General features: G+C 64.2%; 23 protein-coding genes. All 23 read left to right on the top strand.

What is annotated here, in order from left to right; genetic code table 11:
- Window positions 1-2: 2 nt before the first annotated feature.
- The 23 genes from SMD10_RS22175 (at window position 3) to mazG (ending at window position 20,201) form a co-directional block, all read left to right on the top strand.
- Entirely contained in the window at window positions 3-1,142 is a 1,140-nt protein-coding gene (locus SMD10_RS22175) for a phage major capsid protein (RefSeq protein WP_331687929.1), read from the top strand.
- 12 nt (window positions 1,143-1,154) lie between these two features.
- The gene (locus SMD10_RS22170) at window positions 1,155-1,544 is read left to right on the top strand and encodes a hypothetical protein (RefSeq protein WP_331687928.1); all 390 of its coding nucleotides are present in this window, start codon (window positions 1,155-1,157) and stop codon (window positions 1,542-1,544) included.
- 3 nt (window positions 1,545-1,547) lie between these two features.
- Complete coding sequence (locus tag SMD10_RS22165; protein WP_331687927.1) at window positions 1,548-1,904, top strand: HNH endonuclease signature motif containing protein; 357 nt, start codon at window positions 1,548-1,550, stop codon at window positions 1,902-1,904.
- A 3-nt stretch (window positions 1,905-1,907) separates the two neighbouring features.
- Entirely contained in the window at window positions 1,908-2,399 is a 492-nt protein-coding gene (locus SMD10_RS22160) for a hypothetical protein (protein ID WP_331687926.1), read from the top strand.
- A gap of 17 nt (window positions 2,400-2,416) precedes the next feature.
- Window positions 2,417-2,716, top strand: a complete 300-nt coding sequence (locus tag SMD10_RS22155) for a head-tail connector protein (RefSeq protein WP_331687925.1) — start codon at window positions 2,417-2,419, stop codon at window positions 2,714-2,716.
- The gene (locus tag SMD10_RS22150; protein ID WP_331687924.1) at window positions 2,709-3,122 is read left to right on the top strand and encodes an HK97-gp10 family putative phage morphogenesis protein; all 414 of its coding nucleotides are present in this window, start codon (window positions 2,709-2,711) and stop codon (window positions 3,120-3,122) included. Before SMD10_RS22155 ends, SMD10_RS22150 begins: the two co-directional genes overlap by 8 nt.
- Window positions 3,119-3,529: a DUF3168 domain-containing protein gene (locus SMD10_RS22145; RefSeq protein WP_331687923.1), complete on the top strand. Its 411-nt coding sequence runs from the start codon at window positions 3,119-3,121 to the stop codon at window positions 3,527-3,529. Before SMD10_RS22150 ends, SMD10_RS22145 begins: the two co-directional genes overlap by 4 nt.
- A complete protein-coding gene (locus SMD10_RS22140) occupies window positions 3,529-3,849 on the top strand; it encodes a phage head closure protein (RefSeq protein WP_331687922.1) in 321 nt (106 codons plus the stop codon). The genes SMD10_RS22145 and SMD10_RS22140 overlap by 1 nt, the downstream gene beginning before the upstream one ends.
- A complete protein-coding gene (locus SMD10_RS22135; protein ID WP_331687921.1) occupies window positions 3,846-4,235 on the top strand; it encodes a phage terminase small subunit P27 family in 390 nt (129 codons plus the stop codon). The genes SMD10_RS22140 and SMD10_RS22135 overlap by 4 nt, the downstream gene beginning before the upstream one ends.
- Window positions 4,204-5,829 (top strand): terminase large subunit, encoded by a 1,626-nt coding sequence (locus SMD10_RS22130; protein ID WP_432757300.1) that lies wholly within the window; start codon window positions 4,204-4,206, stop codon window positions 5,827-5,829. The genes SMD10_RS22135 and SMD10_RS22130 overlap by 32 nt, the downstream gene beginning before the upstream one ends.
- A gap of 9 nt (window positions 5,830-5,838) precedes the next feature.
- Complete coding sequence (locus tag SMD10_RS22125) at window positions 5,839-8,070, top strand: phage tail tape measure protein (protein WP_331687919.1); 2,232 nt, start codon at window positions 5,839-5,841, stop codon at window positions 8,068-8,070.
- Complete coding sequence (locus SMD10_RS22120) at window positions 8,070-8,420, top strand: phage tail assembly chaperone (protein ID WP_331687918.1); 351 nt, start codon at window positions 8,070-8,072, stop codon at window positions 8,418-8,420. The genes SMD10_RS22125 and SMD10_RS22120 overlap by 1 nt, the downstream gene beginning before the upstream one ends.
- Window positions 8,417-9,334: a hypothetical protein gene (locus SMD10_RS22115; protein WP_331687917.1), complete on the top strand. Its 918-nt coding sequence runs from the start codon at window positions 8,417-8,419 to the stop codon at window positions 9,332-9,334. Before SMD10_RS22120 ends, SMD10_RS22115 begins: the two co-directional genes overlap by 4 nt.
- Before the next feature lie 136 nt (window positions 9,335-9,470).
- Entirely contained in the window at window positions 9,471-9,818 is a 348-nt protein-coding gene (locus SMD10_RS22110) for a hypothetical protein (RefSeq protein WP_331687916.1), read from the top strand.
- Window positions 9,815-10,396: a DUF6680 family protein gene (locus SMD10_RS22105; RefSeq protein ID WP_331687915.1), complete on the top strand. Its 582-nt coding sequence runs from the start codon at window positions 9,815-9,817 to the stop codon at window positions 10,394-10,396. Before SMD10_RS22110 ends, SMD10_RS22105 begins: the two co-directional genes overlap by 4 nt.
- Before the next feature lie 793 nt (window positions 10,397-11,189).
- Window positions 11,190-12,323, top strand: coding sequence for a septal ring lytic transglycosylase RlpA family protein (locus tag SMD10_RS22100; protein WP_331687914.1), 1,134 nt, complete (start codon window positions 11,190-11,192; stop codon window positions 12,321-12,323).
- Between the two features lie 118 nt (window positions 12,324-12,441).
- Window positions 12,442-13,647 (top strand): D-alanyl-D-alanine carboxypeptidase family protein, encoded by a 1,206-nt coding sequence (locus tag SMD10_RS22095; protein WP_331687913.1) that lies wholly within the window; start codon window positions 12,442-12,444, stop codon window positions 13,645-13,647.
- 34 nt (window positions 13,648-13,681) lie between these two features.
- A complete protein-coding gene (gene tmk / locus SMD10_RS22090; RefSeq protein WP_331687940.1) occupies window positions 13,682-14,338 on the top strand; it encodes a dTMP kinase in 657 nt (218 codons plus the stop codon).
- A complete protein-coding gene (locus tag SMD10_RS22085; RefSeq protein ID WP_331687912.1) occupies window positions 14,335-15,384 on the top strand; it encodes a DNA polymerase III subunit delta' in 1,050 nt (349 codons plus the stop codon). Before tmk ends, SMD10_RS22085 begins: the two co-directional genes overlap by 4 nt.
- A 72-nt stretch (window positions 15,385-15,456) precedes the next feature.
- Window positions 15,457-17,007, top strand: coding sequence for a methionine--tRNA ligase (gene metG / locus SMD10_RS22080; RefSeq protein ID WP_331687911.1), 1,551 nt, complete (start codon window positions 15,457-15,459; stop codon window positions 17,005-17,007).
- Entirely contained in the window at window positions 17,004-17,801 is a 798-nt protein-coding gene (locus SMD10_RS22075; RefSeq protein WP_331687910.1) for a TatD family hydrolase, read from the top strand. The genes metG and SMD10_RS22075 overlap by 4 nt, the downstream gene beginning before the upstream one ends.
- An 8-nt stretch (window positions 17,802-17,809) precedes the next feature.
- Window positions 17,810-18,625 (top strand): MBL fold metallo-hydrolase, encoded by an 816-nt coding sequence (locus SMD10_RS22070; RefSeq protein ID WP_331687909.1) that lies wholly within the window; start codon window positions 17,810-17,812, stop codon window positions 18,623-18,625.
- Window positions 18,626-19,346: 721 nt separating this feature from the next.
- Entirely contained in the window at window positions 19,347-20,201 is an 855-nt protein-coding gene (mazG, locus tag SMD10_RS22065; protein WP_331687908.1) for a nucleoside triphosphate pyrophosphohydrolase, read from the top strand.
- Window positions 20,202-20,586: the final 385 nt, after the last annotated feature.

The following is a 20,586-nucleotide window of genomic DNA, read 5'->3' as shown; positions in this document are numbered from 1 at the left end:
CCATGGACCAGCTTATCGGCCTGGAAACCCGAGACGAGCCGGACGACGATCCGCTCGCTGAAGCGACGGCCGCCGTCGAGGAGCTGCGCACCGGTTTCACCGAGTATCGCACCGGCGCCGAGGCGACGATCGCCGAGATGCGGCAACAGATCACCGACCTGGAAACCCGCATGGCACGCCCTCGCGGACAGGGAACGCCGAGCGACGACGAGGTGCCGATCGAGCGACGCGCCTTCACAAACTTCCTGCGCAGCGGCCGCGAGGCCATGGAAGCCGAGGAGGTTCGTGCCCTGATCGTCGGCGACGACACCAAGGGCGGCTATCTGGCGCCTGCCGAGTTCGTCGCCGAGGTCATCAAGGGCCTCGTCGAGGTCTCGCCGATCCGCCAGGCCGTGCGCGTCGGCTCGACGTCGTCGGGCTCGGTCATCCTGCCGAAGCTCACCGGCCGCCCGACCGCCCATTGGGTCGGCGAAGACGAGGACCGCCCCGAGACGACGCAGACCTATGGTCAGCTCGAAATCCCGGTGCACGAGGCCGCCTGCTATGTCGACGTGTCTCAGCGTCTCCTCGAGGACAGCGCCGTCAACGTCGAAAGCGAGGTCTCGACCGAACTCTCGACCGAGTTCGGGCGGTTGGAAAGCAGCGCCTTCGTCAACGGCAACGGCGTCAAGAAGCCGCTCGGCATCATGAACGCCGCCCTGCCGGAATACCTGAACGGCCATGCCACGGCGATCCAGGCCGATTCGCTGATCACGCTCATGTACGACCTGCCGGCGCTCTACCGGAATATGGGCTCTTGGCTGATGAACGGCACCACGCTCGGCATCGTGCGCACGCTCAAGGCTGACGACGGCAGCTATCTGTGGCAGCCGGCCTATCAGCAGGGGCAGCCGTCGACGCTGCTCGGCCGCCCGGTGATCGAAGATCCGGAAATGCCGGACATCGCCAACGGCACGTTCCCGATCCTCTACGGCGACTTCGCCCGCGCCTATCGGATCTACGACCGCGTGCAGCTTTCCATCCTGCGCGATCCCTACACCGTAGCCACCAAGGGCCTGGTGCGCTTCCACGCGCGCCGTCGTGTCGGCGGCGGCCCGGTGCTCACCGAGGCCCTGCGCAAGCTCAAGATGGCCACCGCCTAAGGAGAAACGCCCATGCGTGACATCGTCCACAACATCAAGGCCATGTTGGCCGCCCCTTCGGCGACCCGCTCGGCCTCCTACACCGGCGATCCCGTCGACCTGCTCGGCTTCGACAGCGTCGCCCTCGTCGTCAACACCGGTGCGGTGACCGGCGGCGGCGACATGACCGTCAAGCTGCAGGAGAGCGACACCACCACGTCAGGCGATTTTACCGACGTCGATGCCGACCACCTGCAGGGCGAAGGACTCGACGATCCGCTGGAGGCGAACAGCACGACGAAGGTCGGCTATCGCGGCTTCAAGCGGTTCCTGCGCCCCGTGTTCACGCTGAACAGCGGGACCAGCGTCTCGACCGGCGCCGTGTTCATCCTGGGCAACGTCCACGACCGTCCGGTGGCGTAACCCATGCCGTCCCGCGCTCCTCGTGCCTGTGGCCTTTGTGGTGGCGTCCACGCCTATGGCGAACGCTGCCCGAAGGCCGAGGCGCGCCACAAGGAGCGCAAGGCGGCTTCGGACAAGAAGCGACCGAGTGCGCGAGCCCGTGGCTACGACGCCCAATGGGAGCGCGAGAGCAAGGCCTTCCTCGCCGTCTATTCCTCCTGCCGCCGCTGCGGGCGACAGGCGACCCTCGTCGATCACATCAAGCCGCACAAGGGCGACAAGGCCCTCTTCTGGGATCGCCGTAACTGGCAGCCCCTGTGCACCTCCTGTCATTCCGGCGCCAAGCAAAGCCAGGAGCGCCGTTCCTTCAAGGGAGCCTGATCTATGGCAAACCTGTTGTTCGCCACCGCCGGATCGAAGCTGGAGATTGGTGGCGTGCTCGCCTTCCAGGGCACCGACTTCGTCAAGGCCGACTTCGATGACGCGATGGCCGATGCCGCCATCGTCGGTGGAACGACCAACCTGGGCAGCGCAGGCGATACCTCCAGCTTGATCACATCGGACCAGATCGGTGTCGCCCGCACTCGCAAGGCCAAGGGCACGCGCAACGCCGGGTCCATGGAGGTGCTGTGCGACCTGGACTATTCGGACGCTGGTCAACTCGCCCTGATCGCGGCCGAGAAGACCAAATATTCGTACGCCTTCAGGCTGACCTTCGACGACGCGCCGTCCGGCGGCACGCCCTCGGAACGCTACTTCGTGGCGCTGGTCATGAGCGTCGGCGAGCAGCTCAACGAGGCGAACAACACGATGAAGTTGGCCTCCACCCTCGAAATCGACAGCAACATCGTTCGCGTCGCGGCAGCGGCGGCCTAACGCCAGACGGTGCGGCCATGACTCTCGATGCGACGACTTTGCGGGATCATCTGAACGGCGTGCCCGACGACGATGCGGCGCTGTCGCGACTGCTCGGCGCTGCCACGGCGCATGTCGAAGCGCAGCTCGGCTTCGCCCTGGACGATGCCGACGAGTTTCCGGACGGCACGCCGGCGGACATCGAGCAAGCCGTGCTGATGGTGGCCGCGCATTGGTACGAAAACCGCGAGGCGACGGTTGTCGGCGTGAGCGCGCAAGAGCTGCCGATCGGCGTTGTGGACATCATCCGTGAACACAGGAATTACACCTATGGATGATGGCGGGCTGTCCAAGCTTCAGAAGCGGTTCGCGGCGATCCCGGGCGACGTTCGCGCGGCTGGGCAGAAATCGGCGCTGAAACAGGCCGAGGCGATGGCGGCGACCATGCGCCGGCTGGCGCCCGAGGACAGCGGCGACCTGAAAGACAGTATCACCGTCACGCCCGGAGGCCAGTCGACGCCGCCCTATAGCCAGCCCGGCGGGGCCGCCGTCGTGCCCGAGAACGCCGCGGCGGTCACCGTAGGCAACGACGACGTTCGCTATCCGCACCTGGTCGAGCACGGCACCAAGAACACGCCAGCTCAGCCGTATTTCTGGCCAGCGGTGCGGCTGCACAACAAGAAGGCCAAGGTCGCCATCAAGAGCGCGATCCGCCGCGCCGTGAAGAAGCGGGGCGCATCATGAGTGCCGCCCTCGCAGTGCAAAAAGCGATCCGAGGCAGACTGGTGGAAACCGCCAGTGTGACGGAGCTCGTGCCGGCCGCGAACATCCTCGACCGCAACAGCCGTCCGGCCCCAGACCCGTCGATCATCATCGGCGAGGACCAGGAGGTCGAGGAAGGCGACATCGCCCGGCGCAAGGTCCGCGTCTATTCCACGCTCCACGTCTGGAAAAAGGAAACCGGCCTCGTCGGAGTGAAGGCCATTGCAGGGACGATCCGGTCGGCTGTTCAGAAGGCAAATTTGCCCACTGAAACCGGCTTCCACTTCGGCGACTGCCGCGTCTCCTCGACCCGCTTCCTGCGCGATCCCGACGGCGAGACGGCGCACGGCGTGGTGACGATCGAGACCCTTGTGAGCGAGGTGTCCTGATGCGCGCCGGCGAGCTTGACAGGACGATCGTCATTCAGAGCTACGCAAACACGGTCGACGAGTACGGCACGCCGGTCGAGACCTGGACCGATTTTTCGCCGCCTGTGCGAGCCCAGATCGTGCAGCAATCCACCGATGAATTCCTGGCCTCCTACGGCGAGAGCGACAACTTCGCTGTGGTGTTCCGCATCCGTTGGCTGTCCGGCGTCACCACGGATCACCGTGTCGTCTATGACGGCAAGAACCTCAACATTCGCGAGACAAAGGAAATCGGTCGCCGCAAGGGGCTGGAACTGCGGTGCGAGGAGGTGCGGTCATGAAGGGCACGAAACCGCAGCTCGTCACCATCAACGGCACCCTGGTCGCCTTTCCGCCCGCGCCGGACTGGCTTTCGGAGGCCGCACAACGGGAGTGGCGGCGGGTGCAGCCGTTCCTCGAGGAGCGGAAGATCCTCACGGACATCGACCTGTCCAACCTCGAAAACTACTGCGTCGCGCAAGGCCGCATCCGCGAATGCGAGGCCGAGATGGCGACGGTTGGCGACCTCAACACCAAGGCCAAGCTCTGGCGCATGCAGAACCAGGCGATGGCGACCGCGCGCCAGATCGCGGCCGAACTCGGCCTGACGCCCATGGCGCGCTCGCGCCCGATGATGCGGGACCTGTTCGACGATGATGACGACGAAAATCCCCTCGACATTTCCTGAGTGGATCTATGACGGCAGCGAGATCGACGATCCGCTCGGCTATGGCGAGCGGGCCGTTCGATTCCTGCGCTCGCTGCGCCATCCCAAGTCCATCCTGCCGAAGCGGGCGTTCCAACTTGACGAGTGGCAAGAGCGGATCGTCAGGCGCATTTACGGCCCGCGCCATCCCAACGGCACCCGGGCCGTCAAGACCGTCATCCTTCTCTTGCCGAGGGGCAACCGCAAGACGAGCCTGTCGTCGGCGCTGTCCATGCTCCACACCATCGGACCCGAGCGCGAGCCGGCGGGCGAGTGCATCTTCGCGGCGGCCGATCGTAAGCAGGCCGGCATCGCCTTCAAGGAGGCGGTGGGCATCGTGCGGGAAGACAAGCGCCTCGTCGCTGCAACCCGCGTTTATGACGCCTTCAACGCCGCCAAGCGCATCACCTATCCGAAGGAAGGCTCCTATCTGGAGGTCATTTCCGGCGATGCCGGGCCGCAGCATGGGCGAACCCCGGCCTTCGTGCTCGCCGACGAAATCCACATCTGGCCGAACCGGCTTCTGTGGGAAGCGCTGACCACCGGCCTGGACAAGACCGACAACCCGCTTCTGATCGTGGCGACCACGGCCGGGCGCGGTGACGACAACCTGGCCTTCGAGGTGATCGACGACGCCCGCAAGGTGGCGCGTGGCGAGGTCGACGATCCGTCCATTCTGCCGATCCTGTTCGAGGCGCCGCGCGATGCCGACTGGCGCGACGAAGACCTCTGGCACCGGGTGAACCCCGGCCTCAAGCACGGCTATCCCAGCCTCGACGGCTTCCGGCGCCATGCCAAGCGAGCCGAGCGCAGCGTCGGCGAGCGCCAGTCGCTGAAACAGCTCAAACTCAACATCTGGCTCGACGCGGCGGCCGATCCGTTCGTGGACATGGACATCTACGACGCCGGGCGGAAGGCGATCGACCTCGACGACCTGCGCAGCGAACCTTGCTGGCTCGGCGTCGATCTGTCCTCGACCGTCGATCTCAGTGTCATTGCCGCCTGCTGGCGCACGGCCGACGGCTATTTCGTCCATCCCTGGTTCTTCTGCCCCGAGGAGACGATCGCAGAGCGCGAGGGCAAGTCGGGCGCCTTCTATTCCGATTGGCGCGACCAGGGCCTGATTACCGCCACCGAGGGCACCGTAATCGACTATCAGGCGATCGAGAACAAGATCGTCGAACTCTGCGAGGACTTCGTCGTTCGCGAGATCGCCTTCGACCCTTTCCTGGCGCGTCAGGTCCAGCCGAAGATCATTGAGATGGGCCTTCCAGCGGTGGACATGCGCCAGGTGCCGTCGCTGATGATGCCGGCGATCCATGAGATGGAGCGCGCCATCCTCGGTGGCGAGTTCATGCACGGCGGCCATCCCGTCCTACGGCATTGCTTCGCGAACGTCGTGGTCAAGCGCAACGACCAGGGCCATGTCGCCAAGTTCACGAAGTCGCGGCAGTGGCTGTCGATCGACGGCGCCGTCGCCTCGGCGATGGCCGTGTCGCGCTGTGCCGGCGGCGAAAGCAGCCGGTCGAGCTACGACGACGCAGACGACGATATCGAGAGCTGGGCTTATGCGTGAGGTGAAATCGTGCCGAACGTGACTGACGACGAGCGGCTGATCGTCCTCGTCGAGGCGAGAATCCGCGACCTCGAGCGCAACATGGCCAAGGCCAGCGCGACGACCGGCCGCGAGTTCAACAAGATACGCCGGTCGAGCAAGAGCGCGACCGCGGCCATGGAAGCCGACATAGTCCGCTCGACGACGCGGATCAACCAGGCGCTGGCGGGCGTCTCGACCCGCATCGGGGCGCTCAGCAGTGCGACCGGGACGGCCGCGTTCGGCAGCATCAAGGCTGGCGCCTTGGGCGTGCTCGCGCCCATCCTCGGTGTCTCGGCGGCGATCGGCAAGGCCAAGGAGGCCATGGCCGATTTTGACAAGATCGCCAAGACGGCCAAAGCGACCGGGCTCGACGGGGAGTTCTATCAGGAATTCGCGTTCGGCGCCGGGCTTGCCGGTGTCTCTGTCGGCGAGCTCGACAGCGCGCTTCTGATGTTCATCAAGAACTCTGCGCAGGCCGCGAACAACCAAGGAACGCTCTATTCCCAGCTCAAGAAGAGCAACCCCGAGCTGCTGAAGGCAATCCAGAACGCGCAATCGCAGCAGGAGCGCCTGCGCCTCGTCGCCGACGCGATCGACAAGGCCTCGTCGTCCACCGAAAAGGCCAACATCGCAACCGCTGCCTTCGGCCGCAACGGCGCCAAGATGGTCAACGTCTTCAACGGCGGGTCCGCGGCCTTGGACCGCACGGCCGCGAAGGCGCGCGAGCTTGGCCTCGTCGTCGACAATGAACTTCTCGCCAGCGCCGAGGATATGAACGACGAGTTTTCGATCGCCACGCAAGTGCTGGACCTCCAATTCAAAAAGGCGCTGATCGGCCTGATGCCGGGCCTTACCGATGCCGCACGAGGGGCTGGCGACTTCGCCAAGCAGATCAACGCCATTTCGGAGGCGATCGACAGCATGCCGGTCCTGCCGGACTTCAGCGGTTGGGCAGCGCATTTTGGGCAAGACGTGCTCGGTCTGCCGGATCTGTCGCAGACCGATCTTGCCAAGGCGCTCGGCGCGAAGTCAGTCGGCGAAGCGAGGATCGGAAAACAGTTCGACCGCACGTCCGGAAGCGGCAGCGGTAACGCCGAGCAGGACCAGGCCATCGCCGCCTATTTCGGAATGCAGGGCGAAGACGGCAGCACGACGCTGCCGACCGTCACAGTGACGTCGACCGCTCCACATGCCTCGTCTTCGACACGATCGTCGCGAGCGCGATCGGCGCTTGGCCGAGGGGCAGCGGCGCTCAATGACTACCAGCGCGAAATCAAGTCGATCCAGGAGCGCACCGCCGCGCTCCAGGCCGAGACGACAGCGCAAGCTGGCATCAACCCGCTGATTGACGATTACGGCTTTACGCTGGAGAAGGCCAAGGCGAAACAAGACCTGCTGAACGCGGCGCATGAGGCTGGCGTCCATGTGACGCCCGAAGTCGAGGCCAATATCGAGAAGCTCGCCGGAGCCTATGCCTCGGCCTCGGCCGCCGCCGACAAACTGGCCAAAAGCCAGGACAAGGCGCGCCAGTCGGCCGAGGATATGGCCAATCTGGAGAAGGACGCGCTCAAGGGCTTCATCTCCGATTTGAACAGTGGCACAGCTCCCGCCGACGCCTTCGCGAACGCCATCCAGAAGATTGCCGACAAACTGCTCGACGAGCTGCTCGATTCCATCCTTCAGGTGAACAACGCCGGCGGCGGTGGTGGGCTGTTCAGCCAGATCTTCGGCTCGCTGTTCGGCGGCGGCATCTCGTCGGGCACGAGCGCGGCCGTTGCGGCCAACCCCGGCGCCGGGCTCTTCGATAAGGGCGGCTACACCGGAGCTGGCGGCAAGCATGAACCTGCGGGCATCGTCCATCGCGGCGAATACGTGATCGACGCGGACACCACCCGCCGCATCGGAGTGGCGAACCTCGACGCTCTTCGCGGTTATGCCGATGGCGGGCTCGTCGGCGGAAATAGATCCTATGCGCCGGTGTCGTCGAGGGCCGCCGCCACGACTGCAACCACCAAGGCTCCGAACGTCACACTCCAGATTTCCAATCAGGGCAACCCAATCCAGGCCGATGACGTGCAGCAGACCAGCGACGCGGACGGCAACGTCGATATCGAAGCCGTCGTTCGTCAAATCGCGCGAGACGAGGTGACGCGGAAGGGGACGCCAACCAACCGAATTTTGAAGCGGGGCGGTTTCAGGATGCCGCTCAGGAATGGGTGATGGCGGTGAATGGCCGAGATCGACTTGAGCGCCAGCTCGTCGCCGCAGTGACCAACCCTCGGCCTCACGTGCCGGAGGCTGGCCGGTTGCTTTGGCAGTGGTTCGGAGAGCTGCACGAGGCGCGCGGCTACGGCATGGTCGGGCCGGACCCGATCAGCCATGTCGAGATCGAGGCGTGGGCGCGGCTACGGCGGGTGCAGCTCCAGCCGCACCACGTCGAGATCGTGCGGGCGATGGATGCGGCATGGATCGAGGCGGCACACAAGCGGAACGATCAAGGCGCGCCGGCCGTCGCTCGCACCACTGACCAACAGATCAACCCAGCAGCTTTCGACGCGGTGTTCGGATGAAGAAAAAGAGTGGGATAAATCGAGATAGGGCGGGCTCGTGGCGAGGTGCCTTCACCGGCTATCCCGAATATCGATACGGCAGCCCAAGGCCGGTAACGCTGCCCAAGATTTTTCGAGGGAATGCCCGCGAACATGTTCTCGACGTTGTGGTCGACGAAATGCGCGACTGGCGCCTGACACCGTTCGAAACGGAAGGCGAGATGACGCATTCGCTACGGTCGAACCTGTGTCTCGTGGGGCATGGCTACGCGAGATCGGACCAGGAAGCGCGGTCGATCGTCGGCGAGGCGCTGCTCCACCTCGGGGCCGAGCGTCCGACCTGGGAGCAGGGGCAGCCCGGCTATATCGACCCGCGCGAAAATTGTGTCCAGTGCGGCAAGCCGCTCGATCCCATAGGCAATGGCAAAGGCTATCGGTTCTGTTCCGAGGTCTGCGCCAAGGCGGCCGTTGAACGGCGCGACTTCGAGAGAAGGGACGAGCGGGACAGGCTCTATGCCGCTGCGCAACGGGTCATCAAGAAGACAAAGACGCGGCCGCGCACTTGCGCATGGTGCGGCGAGGCCTTCCATCCGGTGCGGGAGGCAAGCAAGCAGGAATGCTGCTCATTCAGTTGCAGCGCTGCGCTGAAGCGGGCTCGCAATCCGCCGCCTGTGTTCACGGTCGAATGCACATTCTGTGGCAATGAGTTTGACACAGTCCAGCCGAAGGCGATGTTCTGCTGCAAGGCCTGCACATTGGCTCAGCGCCGGCTTGATCGCGGCATTGTCCCGCAGTTCGTCACAGTCCGAGTGTTCGATCGCTACTTCTCGCGCGACCGCGAGACGGCGCCGCGCGAGATAATCCCGACCAGGTTCGACTACATGTTCGTGCAGCAGGGCGCCCGCATTACCGGAGAGGCGAGGTTGGCGGCGTAGCTTTCAGTGGATCCGATCAACAGATGGAAGACGACTACTACGGCCGGATAATGAAACTGTGGGCGAAAGGCACAACCTCTTGTCGCCGCTCGCGCGCTCTGATCTTCTGGGTCACCATCCAACAAGGGAGGGAGGGATGGCTAGCATCAATGGCTTCTACGCAGGTTTTTTTACCGGCTCTGGCGGCAATGGCATTTCACTATTCATCCTTCGGGATGGGCTCCTCGTCGGAGCAGATGCAGGGCCGGTCTTGTTCGATGGACGCTACAACGCCAATGCTGATGGCAGTTACTCTGGATCAGTAAAAGTCAGTATACCGGCGGGGGTGACGGTCGTTCAAGGGCAAACAGCTCCACAGGGCGGATCTTCTTATGAGGTTAACATAAACCTTGCTGCGGATTTCCTTTCTCGACCCTATTTTGAAGTGCAGACTCCCTTGGGACGGGTAAATGTTCGTCTTCAAAAACTCCGAGAACTCGAATGAACAATGCGGATTTCTGGACTTTTCAGGCCAAAGATATTGTCAGCATTGGAATACTTATTATTACAGCATGGGCCGTCTATTACGGGCCAATCCGTGCAGTTCGAGTGTCTCGGCAGGAGGAGCAGGCTGCCTCAAGAACGAGGCAAAAGGCTGAGATATTTGCGAGCCTTATGAAGACCCGCCGTTTCCAGCTTGATGCTGAGCATGTGGCCGCCCTGAACCTCATCCAGGTCTATTTCAGCGACGAAGAAGCGGTGCTTACTGCCTATAAAGGATACATTCGACTACTGTCTCGGCGTTCAATGCCAGGGGTTGCCGACGAATCGTTCTGGAAAGAGAGAGATGACGCGTTCATCGATCTGGTGTCGCAGATCGCGAGAGCACTCGGGTATCCCCAAGACAAGAAGGAGATAGAGGAACTCGCTTATTCTCCGGAGGGGTGGGCCACGGATCAGGCGACAATCCGAAAGCTCCATGGCTTGCTTATTGACATCTTCGAGCATCGCAGAGCCTTCCCAGTTGTCGCAGCTAGTCCATCTCCGCCTAGTGTGTTCCCGCCGGCTCCTGTTCAGGAATAGCCGCAGTCATTCCAGCATCTGGTTGTTGTTTTTTGCTGCCAGAACATTCAGCGAACGTCTTGCTACCATTTTGCTACCGAATTCGGTAGCAGCAACTGGATTGATGACGGATGGGCGGGGACGTTCGCTCGTCAAAAGCCGGAATTTCCAGGGCTTTGCGGGACGGGGAGGCACCAGCCGGGACGCCCGTGAGCGAATTTCAAGACCGGTGCCTTCAACCGCTCGGCCACCCATCCGTTATGGCGATGCTCTAGCCGGTACGGCGGGGCTCGTGCAAGCCGTTCCAGCCGCGCCCGTCGCCCGATGCCGTCGTAAACGGTCAAGCGTCGAATTTGCTGCGAGCCGAACAGCACGTCGCCCAACCGGCTGAAAAACCTGGGCAGTCCAGCGAATGTAACAAAAAGTTACCGCGCCCGCCGAGTTTTAATCGTGGCGAAATTTGGGCATCTTTAGGGCAAAATCTGTGGTCCGAAGCCTCGAATGGCTTGTGGCCGCTTGGGTGACCTTACGGCAGTAGAACCCTACGGAATCTCTCCAATCGCTTCCTTCTCGTCGATTCCTGCTTGATACTGCGGTCGAAAATGCCCGTCACGGGCTTGCGGCATGCCACATTGGCCTGATGCGCAGCCGCAACAGTCAAGCGGTGGCCGGCCTTATGTGCGCGATGCGGCGATCTATCCTGTGTTGATCTCACGGGAATAGCCGGCTTTAAGAGCGGTCAAGGCACGGGACGACGGGGATATCGTCCCGACAAAATGCCGCCGTTCGCAGCGTGAGGGGATACCGTTCCGGAATGTCTTTGTCAGACCTGACGATCGTGCGTGGCAACGCCGTCGCTGGAGCCTGTCTGATCGCTGCCCTGGCGGCGTTGGCAGGATGCCAGTCTGAATCGGCTGTGCAGACCGAGGAGCAGGCCTCCATCGAGACCACCGTGAAGTTCTCGGCCAAATCGTATGGCGTTCCCGCAAGTCCGCGCGTCACGACATTGGCCAGTGTGCGAAAAGGGGGAGGGCGGTCGCATGTCGGCAAGCCCTACAAGGTGCGCGGCAAATGGTATTACCCCAAGGAAGAGCCGAACTATTCCAAAGTCGGGACGGCGTCCTGGTACGGCCCGAACTTCCACGGCCGCCTCACCGCCAACGGTGAAATCTACGACATGAACGGTTTGTCGGGCGCCCATCCGACCTTTCCGTTGCCGTCCTACGCCCGCGTCACCAATGTGGAAAACGGCCGTTCGGTGATGGTGCGGATCAACGACCGCGGGCCGTTCGCCGATGGCCGACTGGTCGATCTGTCGTCCCGCGTGGCTGATCTCCTGGACTTCAAATCTGCTGGAACGGCCAAGGTCGAGCTCGACTATGTCGGTCGTGCCCCTGTCGAGGGCGACGATACGCAGATGCTGCTGGCTTCCTACCGACCCGGGCCGGACGTGCAGGGCACCGACGATGCCGTGATGGTGGCGAGTGCCGACGCGCCCTCGATGCCCGCCGCAGCCAACGCATTTGCCGGCACCAAGCCCGCTCTGCCGGGCGTTCGTCCTCTCGATGCCATTCAGAATCAGGGTCGCGCCGCGGCCGCCGTGGGTGCGATGATCGCGCCGCTGCCGACCAGCGCGCCGATTCCGCTGCCGCGCGATCGTATGGTCGCGGCGTTTGCTGCGCAGCCTTCGCCGGGTGGCGCCGCGGCGGCAGTCAACGCCTTTGCGGCGGCGCCGGGCGGCGAACGCATCGCCATCGGTGTGATCGAGAGCTCCGAGCTCCGCGAACGGGTGATGGCAGCGGCGTCGGGCCAAGGCCGCATCGTCGCGGAACCGGCCGGCCAGGCCGTGTCGCTGACGCTTCAGTGCGCTGTGGATACAGATGTCGACGGCGTTCTGCGCGCGCTTTGGGCGGCCGGAGCTGAGGACGCCTTCGTCGTTCACGACTGACGTCGGAGCCGGGCCTTCCCGGCCTCGGAACGATCCTGCGGGCGACGAGCCGTCCCGCGATTGGATCGCAGGACCATCGGGCTGTCTTTTGTGCGGCATTCCAGTGTAGAACCGAGCGATGCCGCCTCTTGTCTTTATTCCCCACCGGTTTCTGCGCTCTGCCGCCGCGTTGGCGGCGATCCTGGCCGTGTCCTGGCCAGGCTGCAGCCTGGCGCAGGACGACACCGCCAAACAGCCGGTCGAAACCAGCGCGCAGGAAGCGATCGTTCTCGATGGCGAAAGCGGCGCCGTGCTGTTTGAAAAGAACGCCGACACACCGTTCGAGCCGGCCTCGCTCGCCAAGCTGATGACCATGGAGATCCTGTTCGAGGCGCTGGATGCGGGCGAATTCCGTCTCGATCAGACCTTTCCCGTCAGCACCCATGCCTGGCGCACCGGCGGCGCCCCCTCGGGAGCCGCGACGATGTTCGCCGAGCTCCGGTCCGAAGTGCCGATCGAAGCCCTCATCCGTGGCGCGATCGTGCAGGGAGCCAACGACGCCGCCATCATCATCGCCGAGGGCATGGCAGGCTCGGAGGAGAGCTTTGCGAAGCTGATGAACGCGCGCGCTGCCGAACTGGGCTTGACGCATTCGCACTTCGTCAATCCAACCGGGCTTCCGGCCGAAGGCCAGGAGGCGACGGCGCGCGATCTGGCCGTCCTGGCGAGACATATCGAAGCGAGCCATCGGCAGCTTTATGCGATCTACGGCGAGCCTTCCTTCGAATGGAACAAGATTTTCCAGCGCAATCGGAATCCGCTTCTTTCGATGGATATCGGTGCCGACGGGATGGGAACGGGCTACACCGAAGCCTCGGGCTATTCGCTGGTCGGGGTCACCCATCGCAACGGCCGCTCGACATTTCTCGTCGTGAGCGGCCTGGCCTCCGCCGGTGACCGCGCGGAGGAATCCAAAAGGCTCCTGGAATGGGCTAACCAGGCTTTCCGTCGTCAGAATCTGTTCGCGGCCGGCGACGTCGTCGGCTCTGCGGCGATTTTCGGCGGTACCAGGGCCAGCGTCCCGCTGGCCTCGGATCAGCCGATCATGGCGCTGGTGCCGCTCGATTCGCCGGAGAGCGTCAGCGCCCAGGTCAAATATGTCGGTCCGTTGAAGGCGCCGGTGGCAAAGGGCGACAAGGTGGCGGAGCTCGAAATCCGTATCGACGGGCGGCTCAGCCTGAATGCGCCGCTCTACGCCGCGGCCGACGTGGCGACGGGCACGTTCTCGGAAAGGGCACTGGATGCCGCTGGGGAACTTGCTTTCGGTTGGCTGAAGATGTTCTGAAGCCACGGTGAGAGACAACGGGACATCGGGGCTGTTGGGCGGCTTCTTCATCACATTCGAAGGCGGCGAGGGGAGCGGCAAGACCACCCAGATCGAACGGCTCGCCGAACATCTGCGCGCCAAGGGCCGAACCGTGGTGACGACCCGAGAACCGGGCGGCTCGCCGGGGGCCGACGCGTTGCGCTACGTGATCCTGTCGGGCGCAGCGGAAGCCTTGGGGGCAGGGGCGGAAGCCGTGCTTTTTGCAGCCGCCCGCGCCGATCACGTGGCGCGGCTGATCGCGCCCGCCCTGCGTGAAGGCGCGATCGTCATCAGCGATCGTTTCCACGACTCCACTCGTGTCTATCAGGGGCTCGCGGAGTCCGTGGAGCCGTCACTTCTGCGCTCGCTCGAGCGCGCCGTTCTCGACGGCGTCTATCCCGATCTCACCATCATCCTGGACATTCCGGCTGAGGAAGGGCTGGCCCGGGCGACGGCTCGCCGCAAAACGGAGGCGGCCGACCGCTTCGAAAAAGAGGACGTGGCGATCCATGAGGCCCGCCGACAGGCTTTTCTTGAGATCGCTCGCGAGGAGCCTGCTCGCTGCGTGGTCGTCGACGCGCGAAAGCCGGTCGATCGGATCGCGGCCGAGATCGCGGCGCTGGCGGATGAACGCATCGCCGAGAGCGACGGCGTCGGGCAGCAGCCATGAGCCTGACGCCAATCCAGGGGCCCGAGCAGCACGATACGCTGGAAGGCGTTCCATCCCCCGCGGCAACGCCGCAACTGATCGGCCACCGTCCCCAATGGGACGAGCTTCTGGCCGCGCGCCGCGACGGTCGGCTGCACCATGCCTGGCTGTTCCAGGGACCGCGCGGCGTGGGCAAGGCGACGGCCGCCTTCGCCTTCGCCCGGGCTCTGGTGGCGCCGGCAGGCGGCGGCGATGCAGCCCAGAGCGAGGCGATCGCCCGCCAGATTGCCCAGGACAGCCATCCCAACGTCCTCCACATCACGCGGCCGCCGGCCGATCGGGGCAGCGGTTTCAAGACCGCCATCACGGTCGACGAGGTGCGCCGCCTCAATCGATTCTTTCATTCGACCACCGCGGGCGGCGGCTGGCGTGTCGCCATCGTCGATCCCGCCGACGACATGAACCGCAACGCCGCCAACGCGCTGTTGAAGATTCTCGAGGAGCCGCCGGCCCGCTCGATCATCCTGATCACCAACCATGCGCCGGGACGACTGCTGCCGACCATCCGGTCGCGCTGCCGCACGCTGCGGTTCGCGCCGCTGGATCCGCCCGATCTGTCGCGCATCCTGGAGGGCCTGCCACTGCAGCTCGCCGCGAGCGAGATCGGCAGCGCCGTCGATCTCGCCCAAGGCAGCGCACGCAAGGCGATCAGCTTCGCCGCGAGCGGTGCCATCGAGGTGGAAGCCCGCGTTCGCGCGCTTCTCGATCACGGCGAGCCGGACTGGCACGAGATTCAGGGTCTGGCCGACGCGCTGGTGCTGAAAGGCCGGGAGTCGGCCTACGAACTGACCATCGAGCTCGTGCTCAAGCTCGTGGCGGAGCTGGCAGAGGCGCGGCTTGCGGCCGGGCAGAAGCCTGCTGCAGCCCGCTTGGCGGCCTATTGGCAGTCGGAAAGCGAACGCTTCGCGACGGCGGCCGCCTACAATCTCGATCGTAAACAGGCGCTGCTGACCTTCTTCCTGGGATTCTTCGCGCTCCGCAGCGAGATGGGATCGTCGGCCGCCTAGATCGCGCATTGAGGCGACCGGCAGGATGGCCTATGTGACCTCGATAGCCTCCAGATGAAATCACGAAGACCGATGCCCGAACGCTTTTATCTCACGACGCCGATTTTCTATCCCAACGGCAAGCCGCATATCGGGCACGCCTACACGGCGATCGCGTCCGATGCGCTGGCGCGTTTCAAGCGGCTGGACGGATATGATGTCTTCTTTCTCTCCGGCACCGACGAGCACGGACTGAAGATGCAGCAGACGGCGCAGGCGGAAGGATTGACGCCGCTGGCGCTGGCCGATCGCAACTCGGCGATCTTCAAGGACATGCTGGCGTCCCTCGGCTGTTCGAACGACGACTTCATTCGCACCACCGAGGCGCGGCACGAGGCGGCGTGCCAGGAGATCTGGCGGCGCATGGCGGCCAATGGCGACATCTATCTGGATCGTTACAGCGGCTGGTATTCGGTGCGCCAGGAGGCGTATTTCGACGAATCCGAGACCACCGTCGGCGAGGACGGCGTTCGCCGCGAACCGCTGGGTTCGCCCGTCGAATGGAACGAGGAGGAAAGCTATTTCTTCCGCCTCTCGGCCTTCCAGGACCGGCTCTTGCAGCTCTACGAGTCCGAGCCGGACTTCATCGGACCGAACGAGCGACGCAACGAGGTGATGTCCTTCGTGCGCTCGGGGCTGAAGGATCTGTCGATTTCGCGCACCACCTTCGATTGGGGCGTGCCGGTGCCCGGCGACGAAAAGCACGTCATGTATGTCTGGGTCGACGCGCTGACCAACTACTGGACCGCGACGGGATTTGCAGGCGAGGGCGGGCGCACCGACTTCTGGCCAGCCGACCTGCACGTGGTCGGCAAGGACATCGTGCGCTTCCACGCCGTCTATTGGCCGGCCTTCCTGATGTCGGCCGGCATCGAGCTGCCCAAGCGCGTCTTCGCTCACGGCTTTCTCTTCAATCGCGGAGAGAAGATGTCGAAATCGGTCGGCAACGTCATCGATCCGTTCGCTCTGGTCGAGACCTACGGCCTCGACCCGCTGCGCTATTTCCTCTTACGTGAGGTGCCGTTCGGCCAGGACGGCAGCTATTCGCACGAGGCCATCGTCAATCGCATCAACTCCGATCTCGCCAACGACCTGGGCAATCTGGCGCAGCGTTCGCTGTCGATGATCGGCAAGCATTGCGAGGGCAGGGTGCCGCAACCGGGCGCCTTCACGGAGGCCGACGAAACGCTGCTCGGCGCCGCGCGCGGCCTGCTCGAACGCGCCCGCCTGATGATGGACAGGCAGGAGATCCATCAGGTGCTGGGCGCGCTGTTCCAGGTCGTCTCGGACGCCAATCGCTATTTCGCCGTCCAGGAGCCCTGGGCGCTGCGCAAGACCGATATCGGGCGGATGAACACGGTGCTCTATGTCACGGCCGAGGTGCTGCGCCGGATCGGTGTCCTGCTGCAGCCGTTTGCGCCGGAAGGCGCGGGGCGGCTTCTGGATGTCCTGAACATCGCGACCGCCGAACGGAGCTTCACCGAGCTGACGCCGGACGTCGCGCTGGCGCCGGGACGCGACTTGCCGCCACCGCGGGCGGTCTTCCCGCGCTTCGTCGAACCCGAGACACCGGCGGCATCATGACCGCGCCGTTTTTGGTCGACAGCCACTGCCATCTCGATTTTCCGGATTTCGAGGGGCAGGAGGTAGATCTCGTGGCGCGCGCCGGAGAGGCCGGCGTGCGCCGCATGGTGACGATCTCCACGCGGGTGCGCCAGCTCGACCGGCTGATCGCGCTCACCGAGCGCTTCGAGGAGGTTTATGCCAGCGTCGGCACGCATCCGCACAATGCCGGCGAGGAACCGGGCATCGCGACCGAAGAACTTATCCGGCTAAGCGCGCATCCGAAGATCGTGGCGATCGGCGAGGCGGGCCTCGACTACCATTACGACAAGGCGCCACACGACACGCAGGCCGTCGTGTTCCGCCGCCACATCCATACCGCGCGCGAGACCGGTCTGCCGCTGGTGATCCACGCGCGCGAGGCGGACGACGACATGGCGGCGATCCTGCGCGAGGAAAGTACCGTCGGATCGTTCCCGTTCATCCTGCATTGCTTTTCCTCGGGGCGCGCGCTTGCCGAAACCGGCCTTGAGCTCGGCGGCACGATTTCCTTTTCCGGCATCCTGACCTTCAAGCGGTCGGAAGACATCCGAGCGATCGCCGCCGACGTGCCGATGGACCGTCTTCTGGTGGAGACGGACGCGCCGTATCTCGCGCCGCCGCCGTATCGCGGCAAGCGCAACGAGCCGGCCTATACGAAGTTGACAGCCGAGGTTCTGGCGGAGACCAAAGGCGTGTCCTACGAGGAGATCGCGCGCCAGACCTCCGACAACTTCTTCCGGCTGTTTTCCAAAGTGCCGGACCCAAGAGGCTGAGCGGTCCGGTGGCCGATAAGATGCGTTTCGTGCTCCTGGGGTGCGCCTCGTCGCCCGGCGTGCCACGGCCGACCGGCGATTGGGGCGCCTGCGATCCAGCGAACCCGAAAAACCGGCGCACACGCCCGGCGGCGCTGGTGCAGCGGCGCGGCGCGGACGGCGGCCTGACCACGATCGCCATCGACTGCGGCCCGGATTTTCGCCAGCAGATGCTCTCGGCAGAGGTCGAAACGCTCGACGCCGTGGTCATCACGCATCCCCATGCCGATCATGTGCACGGGATCGACGACGTGCGTAGCTTCGCCCAGAACCAGAAGATCCGCATGCCGATCCACGCCGACGAGGCGACGTTCGCGCGTCTGCTCGACGCCTTCGGCTACTGCTTCGTCCAGGCGCCGGGCAGCGGCTATCCGCCGATCGCCGAACGGGTGCCGATCGTCGCCGGCCGGCCCTTCGAGATCGACGGTGCCGGCGGGCCGATCCGCTTTCTGCCGTTCGAACAGATCCACGGCGACATTCATTCGCTCGGCTTTCGCATCGGCGATCTCAGCTACTGCACCGACGTGAGCGACTTTCCGACCGAGGCCGTGGACGCGATCCGTGGCAGCCGCCACGTCGTCATCGACGCGCTGCAATACCGCACGCATCCGAGCCATCTGTCGGTCGACCAGGCGCTCGGCTGGATCGAGGTCTTCGGTGTTGCCGGCGCGACGTTCACGCATATGCATACGCCGCTGGACTATGACACGCTGTGCCGCGAACTGCCTGCGCATATCCGGCCCGGCTACGACGGACTGGTTCTCGACATCGAGGACGGCGGATAGAAAGCGTTTGAGATCAACGCGATGCGCGGGCTTTCTCGCATAACTGTTCGATCTGCCGCGCCTCCTTGCCGAACACGGAGTGCGGACCGGCGAAAGTTGGTCGGCCCGCTGGACCGCTTGGCAGGCCTCACTCATTCCGGCGATTCATCCGAACGATCAAAGGCTTACGAGATCACCGCAATCGCGGGATGGATATCAAATTCAGTTCCATAATCTATCTTATGCAACTTTGATGTATGGGTTAGTTGAGGGATGCTGGTTGCGAGATCGCGCTGGCCTGCCCTCACCATTGTCTCCGGCTCCGGCTCCGGCTCAGGGTCAGGGTCAGTATCGGGTCGATCGGCCTTTGACGGATGGACGAGAGGCTTTGTCGGTGCGGCGGACTCAGTTTCCATCGGGCGCGCGAAGCCTCGGTTATATGGCGCCGATGTCCCAGGGTCTGCTCAGGATCTTGCCGCCGAGCCGCCCACGATCCAGCCGCCAAGCGCACTCGATCGGCTCCGCGCCGGGGTACTGAACCGTCGCGCGTGCCGTTTTGTTCGAAAAACATTGGCGCACCGTCGATGCTCGATCGCCAAGTCCGAATCATCGAAGGCCATGATCGGGACTGCCACATGGCTTGGCTTTGAAACCGGTTCGCGCGGGTTCTGGATGGGCCGGCTTGCAAGCGTCACCGTCTTGGTCCAAGCCAGTGCTTTCGGAATTGTCGGGAGTTCGAACGGTGCAGTCATCGCGTGACATCAGCCGGCTGGTCGAGATCATGGCCGCTCTGCGCAATCCTGACGGCGGCTGTCCCTGGGATGTCGAGCAGACGTTCGAGACGATCGCCCCCTATACGATTGAGGAAGCCTACGAAGTGGCCGACGCCATCGAACGCGGCAATCCCGAAGATCTGCGCGACGAACTCGGCGATCTGCTGCTCCAGGTCGTCTATCACGCGCAAATGGCCGAGGAAGACGGCCTGTTTGCCTTTCCCGATGTGGTCGAGACGGTGACGCGCAAGATGATCCGCCGCCATCCGCACGTCTTCGGCGACGTCGAAGCTCGCAATGCCGGCATGGTCGCGGGTCTTTGGGAGCGGATCAAGGCCGAGGAACGTGCGGAAAAAGCCGCGCTCCGGGCCCAGCGACTTGCGGCCAACGGCGCGGATGCGCAAGCCGATGGCAACGCCGCGAAGCCGTCGCACCTCGACGGCCTAACCGCCGCCCTGCCCGCTTTGACCCTGGCGCTCAAGATCCAGCAGCGTGCGGCGCGCGTTGGCTTCGACTGGAGCGAGCCCGAGCCGATTCTCGACAAGATCGCCGAGGAGGTCCGGGAGTTTTCCGAGGTCGCCGTTGGCGATGCCGACCGCCTGGAGGACGAGATGGGCGATCTTCTCTTCAGCCTCGTCAACCTGGCGCGTCACCATGAAATCGACCCGGAAAAGGCGCTGCGCCGCTGCGTGCGCAAATTCCGCAGTCGGTTCTCCTATATCGAGCGAAAGCTGTTCGAGGCCGGCGCGACGCTCGAAGAGACCAGCCTCGACGACATGGAAGCGCTCTGGCAGGAGGCGAAGACGGCACCCCGCGCGCCCTGAGAATACACCGCCCGCGGGTGACGCCGTGGATCGGCAAGCGCCTATGCGCTACGACTGAGCGACCAGCGTCCTGTGCCCGCCGATAGCTGTGCTGATTTCGTCACCCGTGAAGAATTGGGAAGCCCTTGAAAAGGCTTCCGGATCATGGTTGGCGGAGATTTTTCTTTTGCAGGATTGAGTCATTTGGGCTGATAAACTTGCAAATTGCGTTGGCGCTGCGGGCGTGATTCACTGGTTCCCGGATCGGTGATCGGGGAGCTTTTCGATGCGTCCGAAGGAGCGGCGGGACAGCGGGCAGAGCGATCTGTTCCGGGCTCGGCTTGATCAGATCGTCGACCCGCACCACGCGCTGGTCCGGCTCGGGCGGGCGATCGACTGGCGCTTT

Origin of the sequence: Consotaella aegiceratis (assembly GCF_036541425.1) — a bacterium.
Lineage (GTDB): Bacteria > Pseudomonadota > Alphaproteobacteria > Rhizobiales > Rhizobiaceae > Consotaella > Consotaella aegiceratis.
Note: the sequence above shows the minus strand (reverse complement) of the source record. Positions and strands in the feature narration are given on the sequence as shown.

Bases quoted from the DNA above. Each gene is read 5' to 3' on its own strand.
- SMD10_RS22140 (WP_331687922.1), top strand. From the start codon at position 3,529: ATGCGCGCCGGCGAGCTTGACAGGACGATCGTCATTCAGAGCTACGCA.
- SMD10_RS22135 (WP_331687921.1), top strand. From the start codon at position 3,846: ATGAAGGGCACGAAACCGCAGCTCGTCACCATCAACGGCACCCTGGTC.
- SMD10_RS22075 (WP_331687910.1), top strand. From the start codon at position 17,004: ATGACCGCGCCGTTTTTGGTCGACAGCCACTGCCATCTCGATTTTCCG.
- SMD10_RS22095 (WP_331687913.1), top strand. From the start codon at position 12,442: ATGCCGCCTCTTGTCTTTATTCCCCACCGGTTTCTGCGCTCTGCCGCC.
- SMD10_RS22175 (WP_331687929.1), top strand. From the start codon at position 3: ATGGACCAGCTTATCGGCCTGGAAACCCGAGACGAGCCGGACGACGAT.
- SMD10_RS22155 (WP_331687925.1), top strand. From the start codon at position 2,417: ATGACTCTCGATGCGACGACTTTGCGGGATCATCTGAACGGCGTGCCC.
- SMD10_RS22120 (WP_331687918.1), top strand. From the start codon at position 8,070: ATGGCGGTGAATGGCCGAGATCGACTTGAGCGCCAGCTCGTCGCCGCA.
- SMD10_RS22105 (WP_331687915.1), top strand. From the start codon at position 9,815: ATGAACAATGCGGATTTCTGGACTTTTCAGGCCAAAGATATTGTCAGC.
- SMD10_RS22145 (WP_331687923.1), top strand. From the start codon at position 3,119: ATGAGTGCCGCCCTCGCAGTGCAAAAAGCGATCCGAGGCAGACTGGTG.
- SMD10_RS22150 (WP_331687924.1), top strand. From the start codon at position 2,709: ATGGATGATGGCGGGCTGTCCAAGCTTCAGAAGCGGTTCGCGGCGATC.
- SMD10_RS22165 (WP_331687927.1), top strand. From the start codon at position 1,548: ATGCCGTCCCGCGCTCCTCGTGCCTGTGGCCTTTGTGGTGGCGTCCAC.
- SMD10_RS22115 (WP_331687917.1), top strand. From the start codon at position 8,417: ATGAAGAAAAAGAGTGGGATAAATCGAGATAGGGCGGGCTCGTGGCGA.
- SMD10_RS22110 (WP_331687916.1), top strand. From the start codon at position 9,471: ATGGCTAGCATCAATGGCTTCTACGCAGGTTTTTTTACCGGCTCTGGC.
- SMD10_RS22130 (WP_432757300.1), top strand. From the start codon at position 4,204: ATGACGACGAAAATCCCCTCGACATTTCCTGAGTGGATCTATGACGGC.
- metG (WP_331687911.1), top strand. From the start codon at position 15,457: ATGCCCGAACGCTTTTATCTCACGACGCCGATTTTCTATCCCAACGGC.
- SMD10_RS22085 (WP_331687912.1), top strand. From the start codon at position 14,335: ATGAGCCTGACGCCAATCCAGGGGCCCGAGCAGCACGATACGCTGGAA.
- SMD10_RS22170 (WP_331687928.1), top strand. From the start codon at position 1,155: ATGCGTGACATCGTCCACAACATCAAGGCCATGTTGGCCGCCCCTTCG.
- SMD10_RS22160 (WP_331687926.1), top strand. From the start codon at position 1,908: ATGGCAAACCTGTTGTTCGCCACCGCCGGATCGAAGCTGGAGATTGGT.
- SMD10_RS22100 (WP_331687914.1), top strand. From the start codon at position 11,190: ATGTCTTTGTCAGACCTGACGATCGTGCGTGGCAACGCCGTCGCTGGA.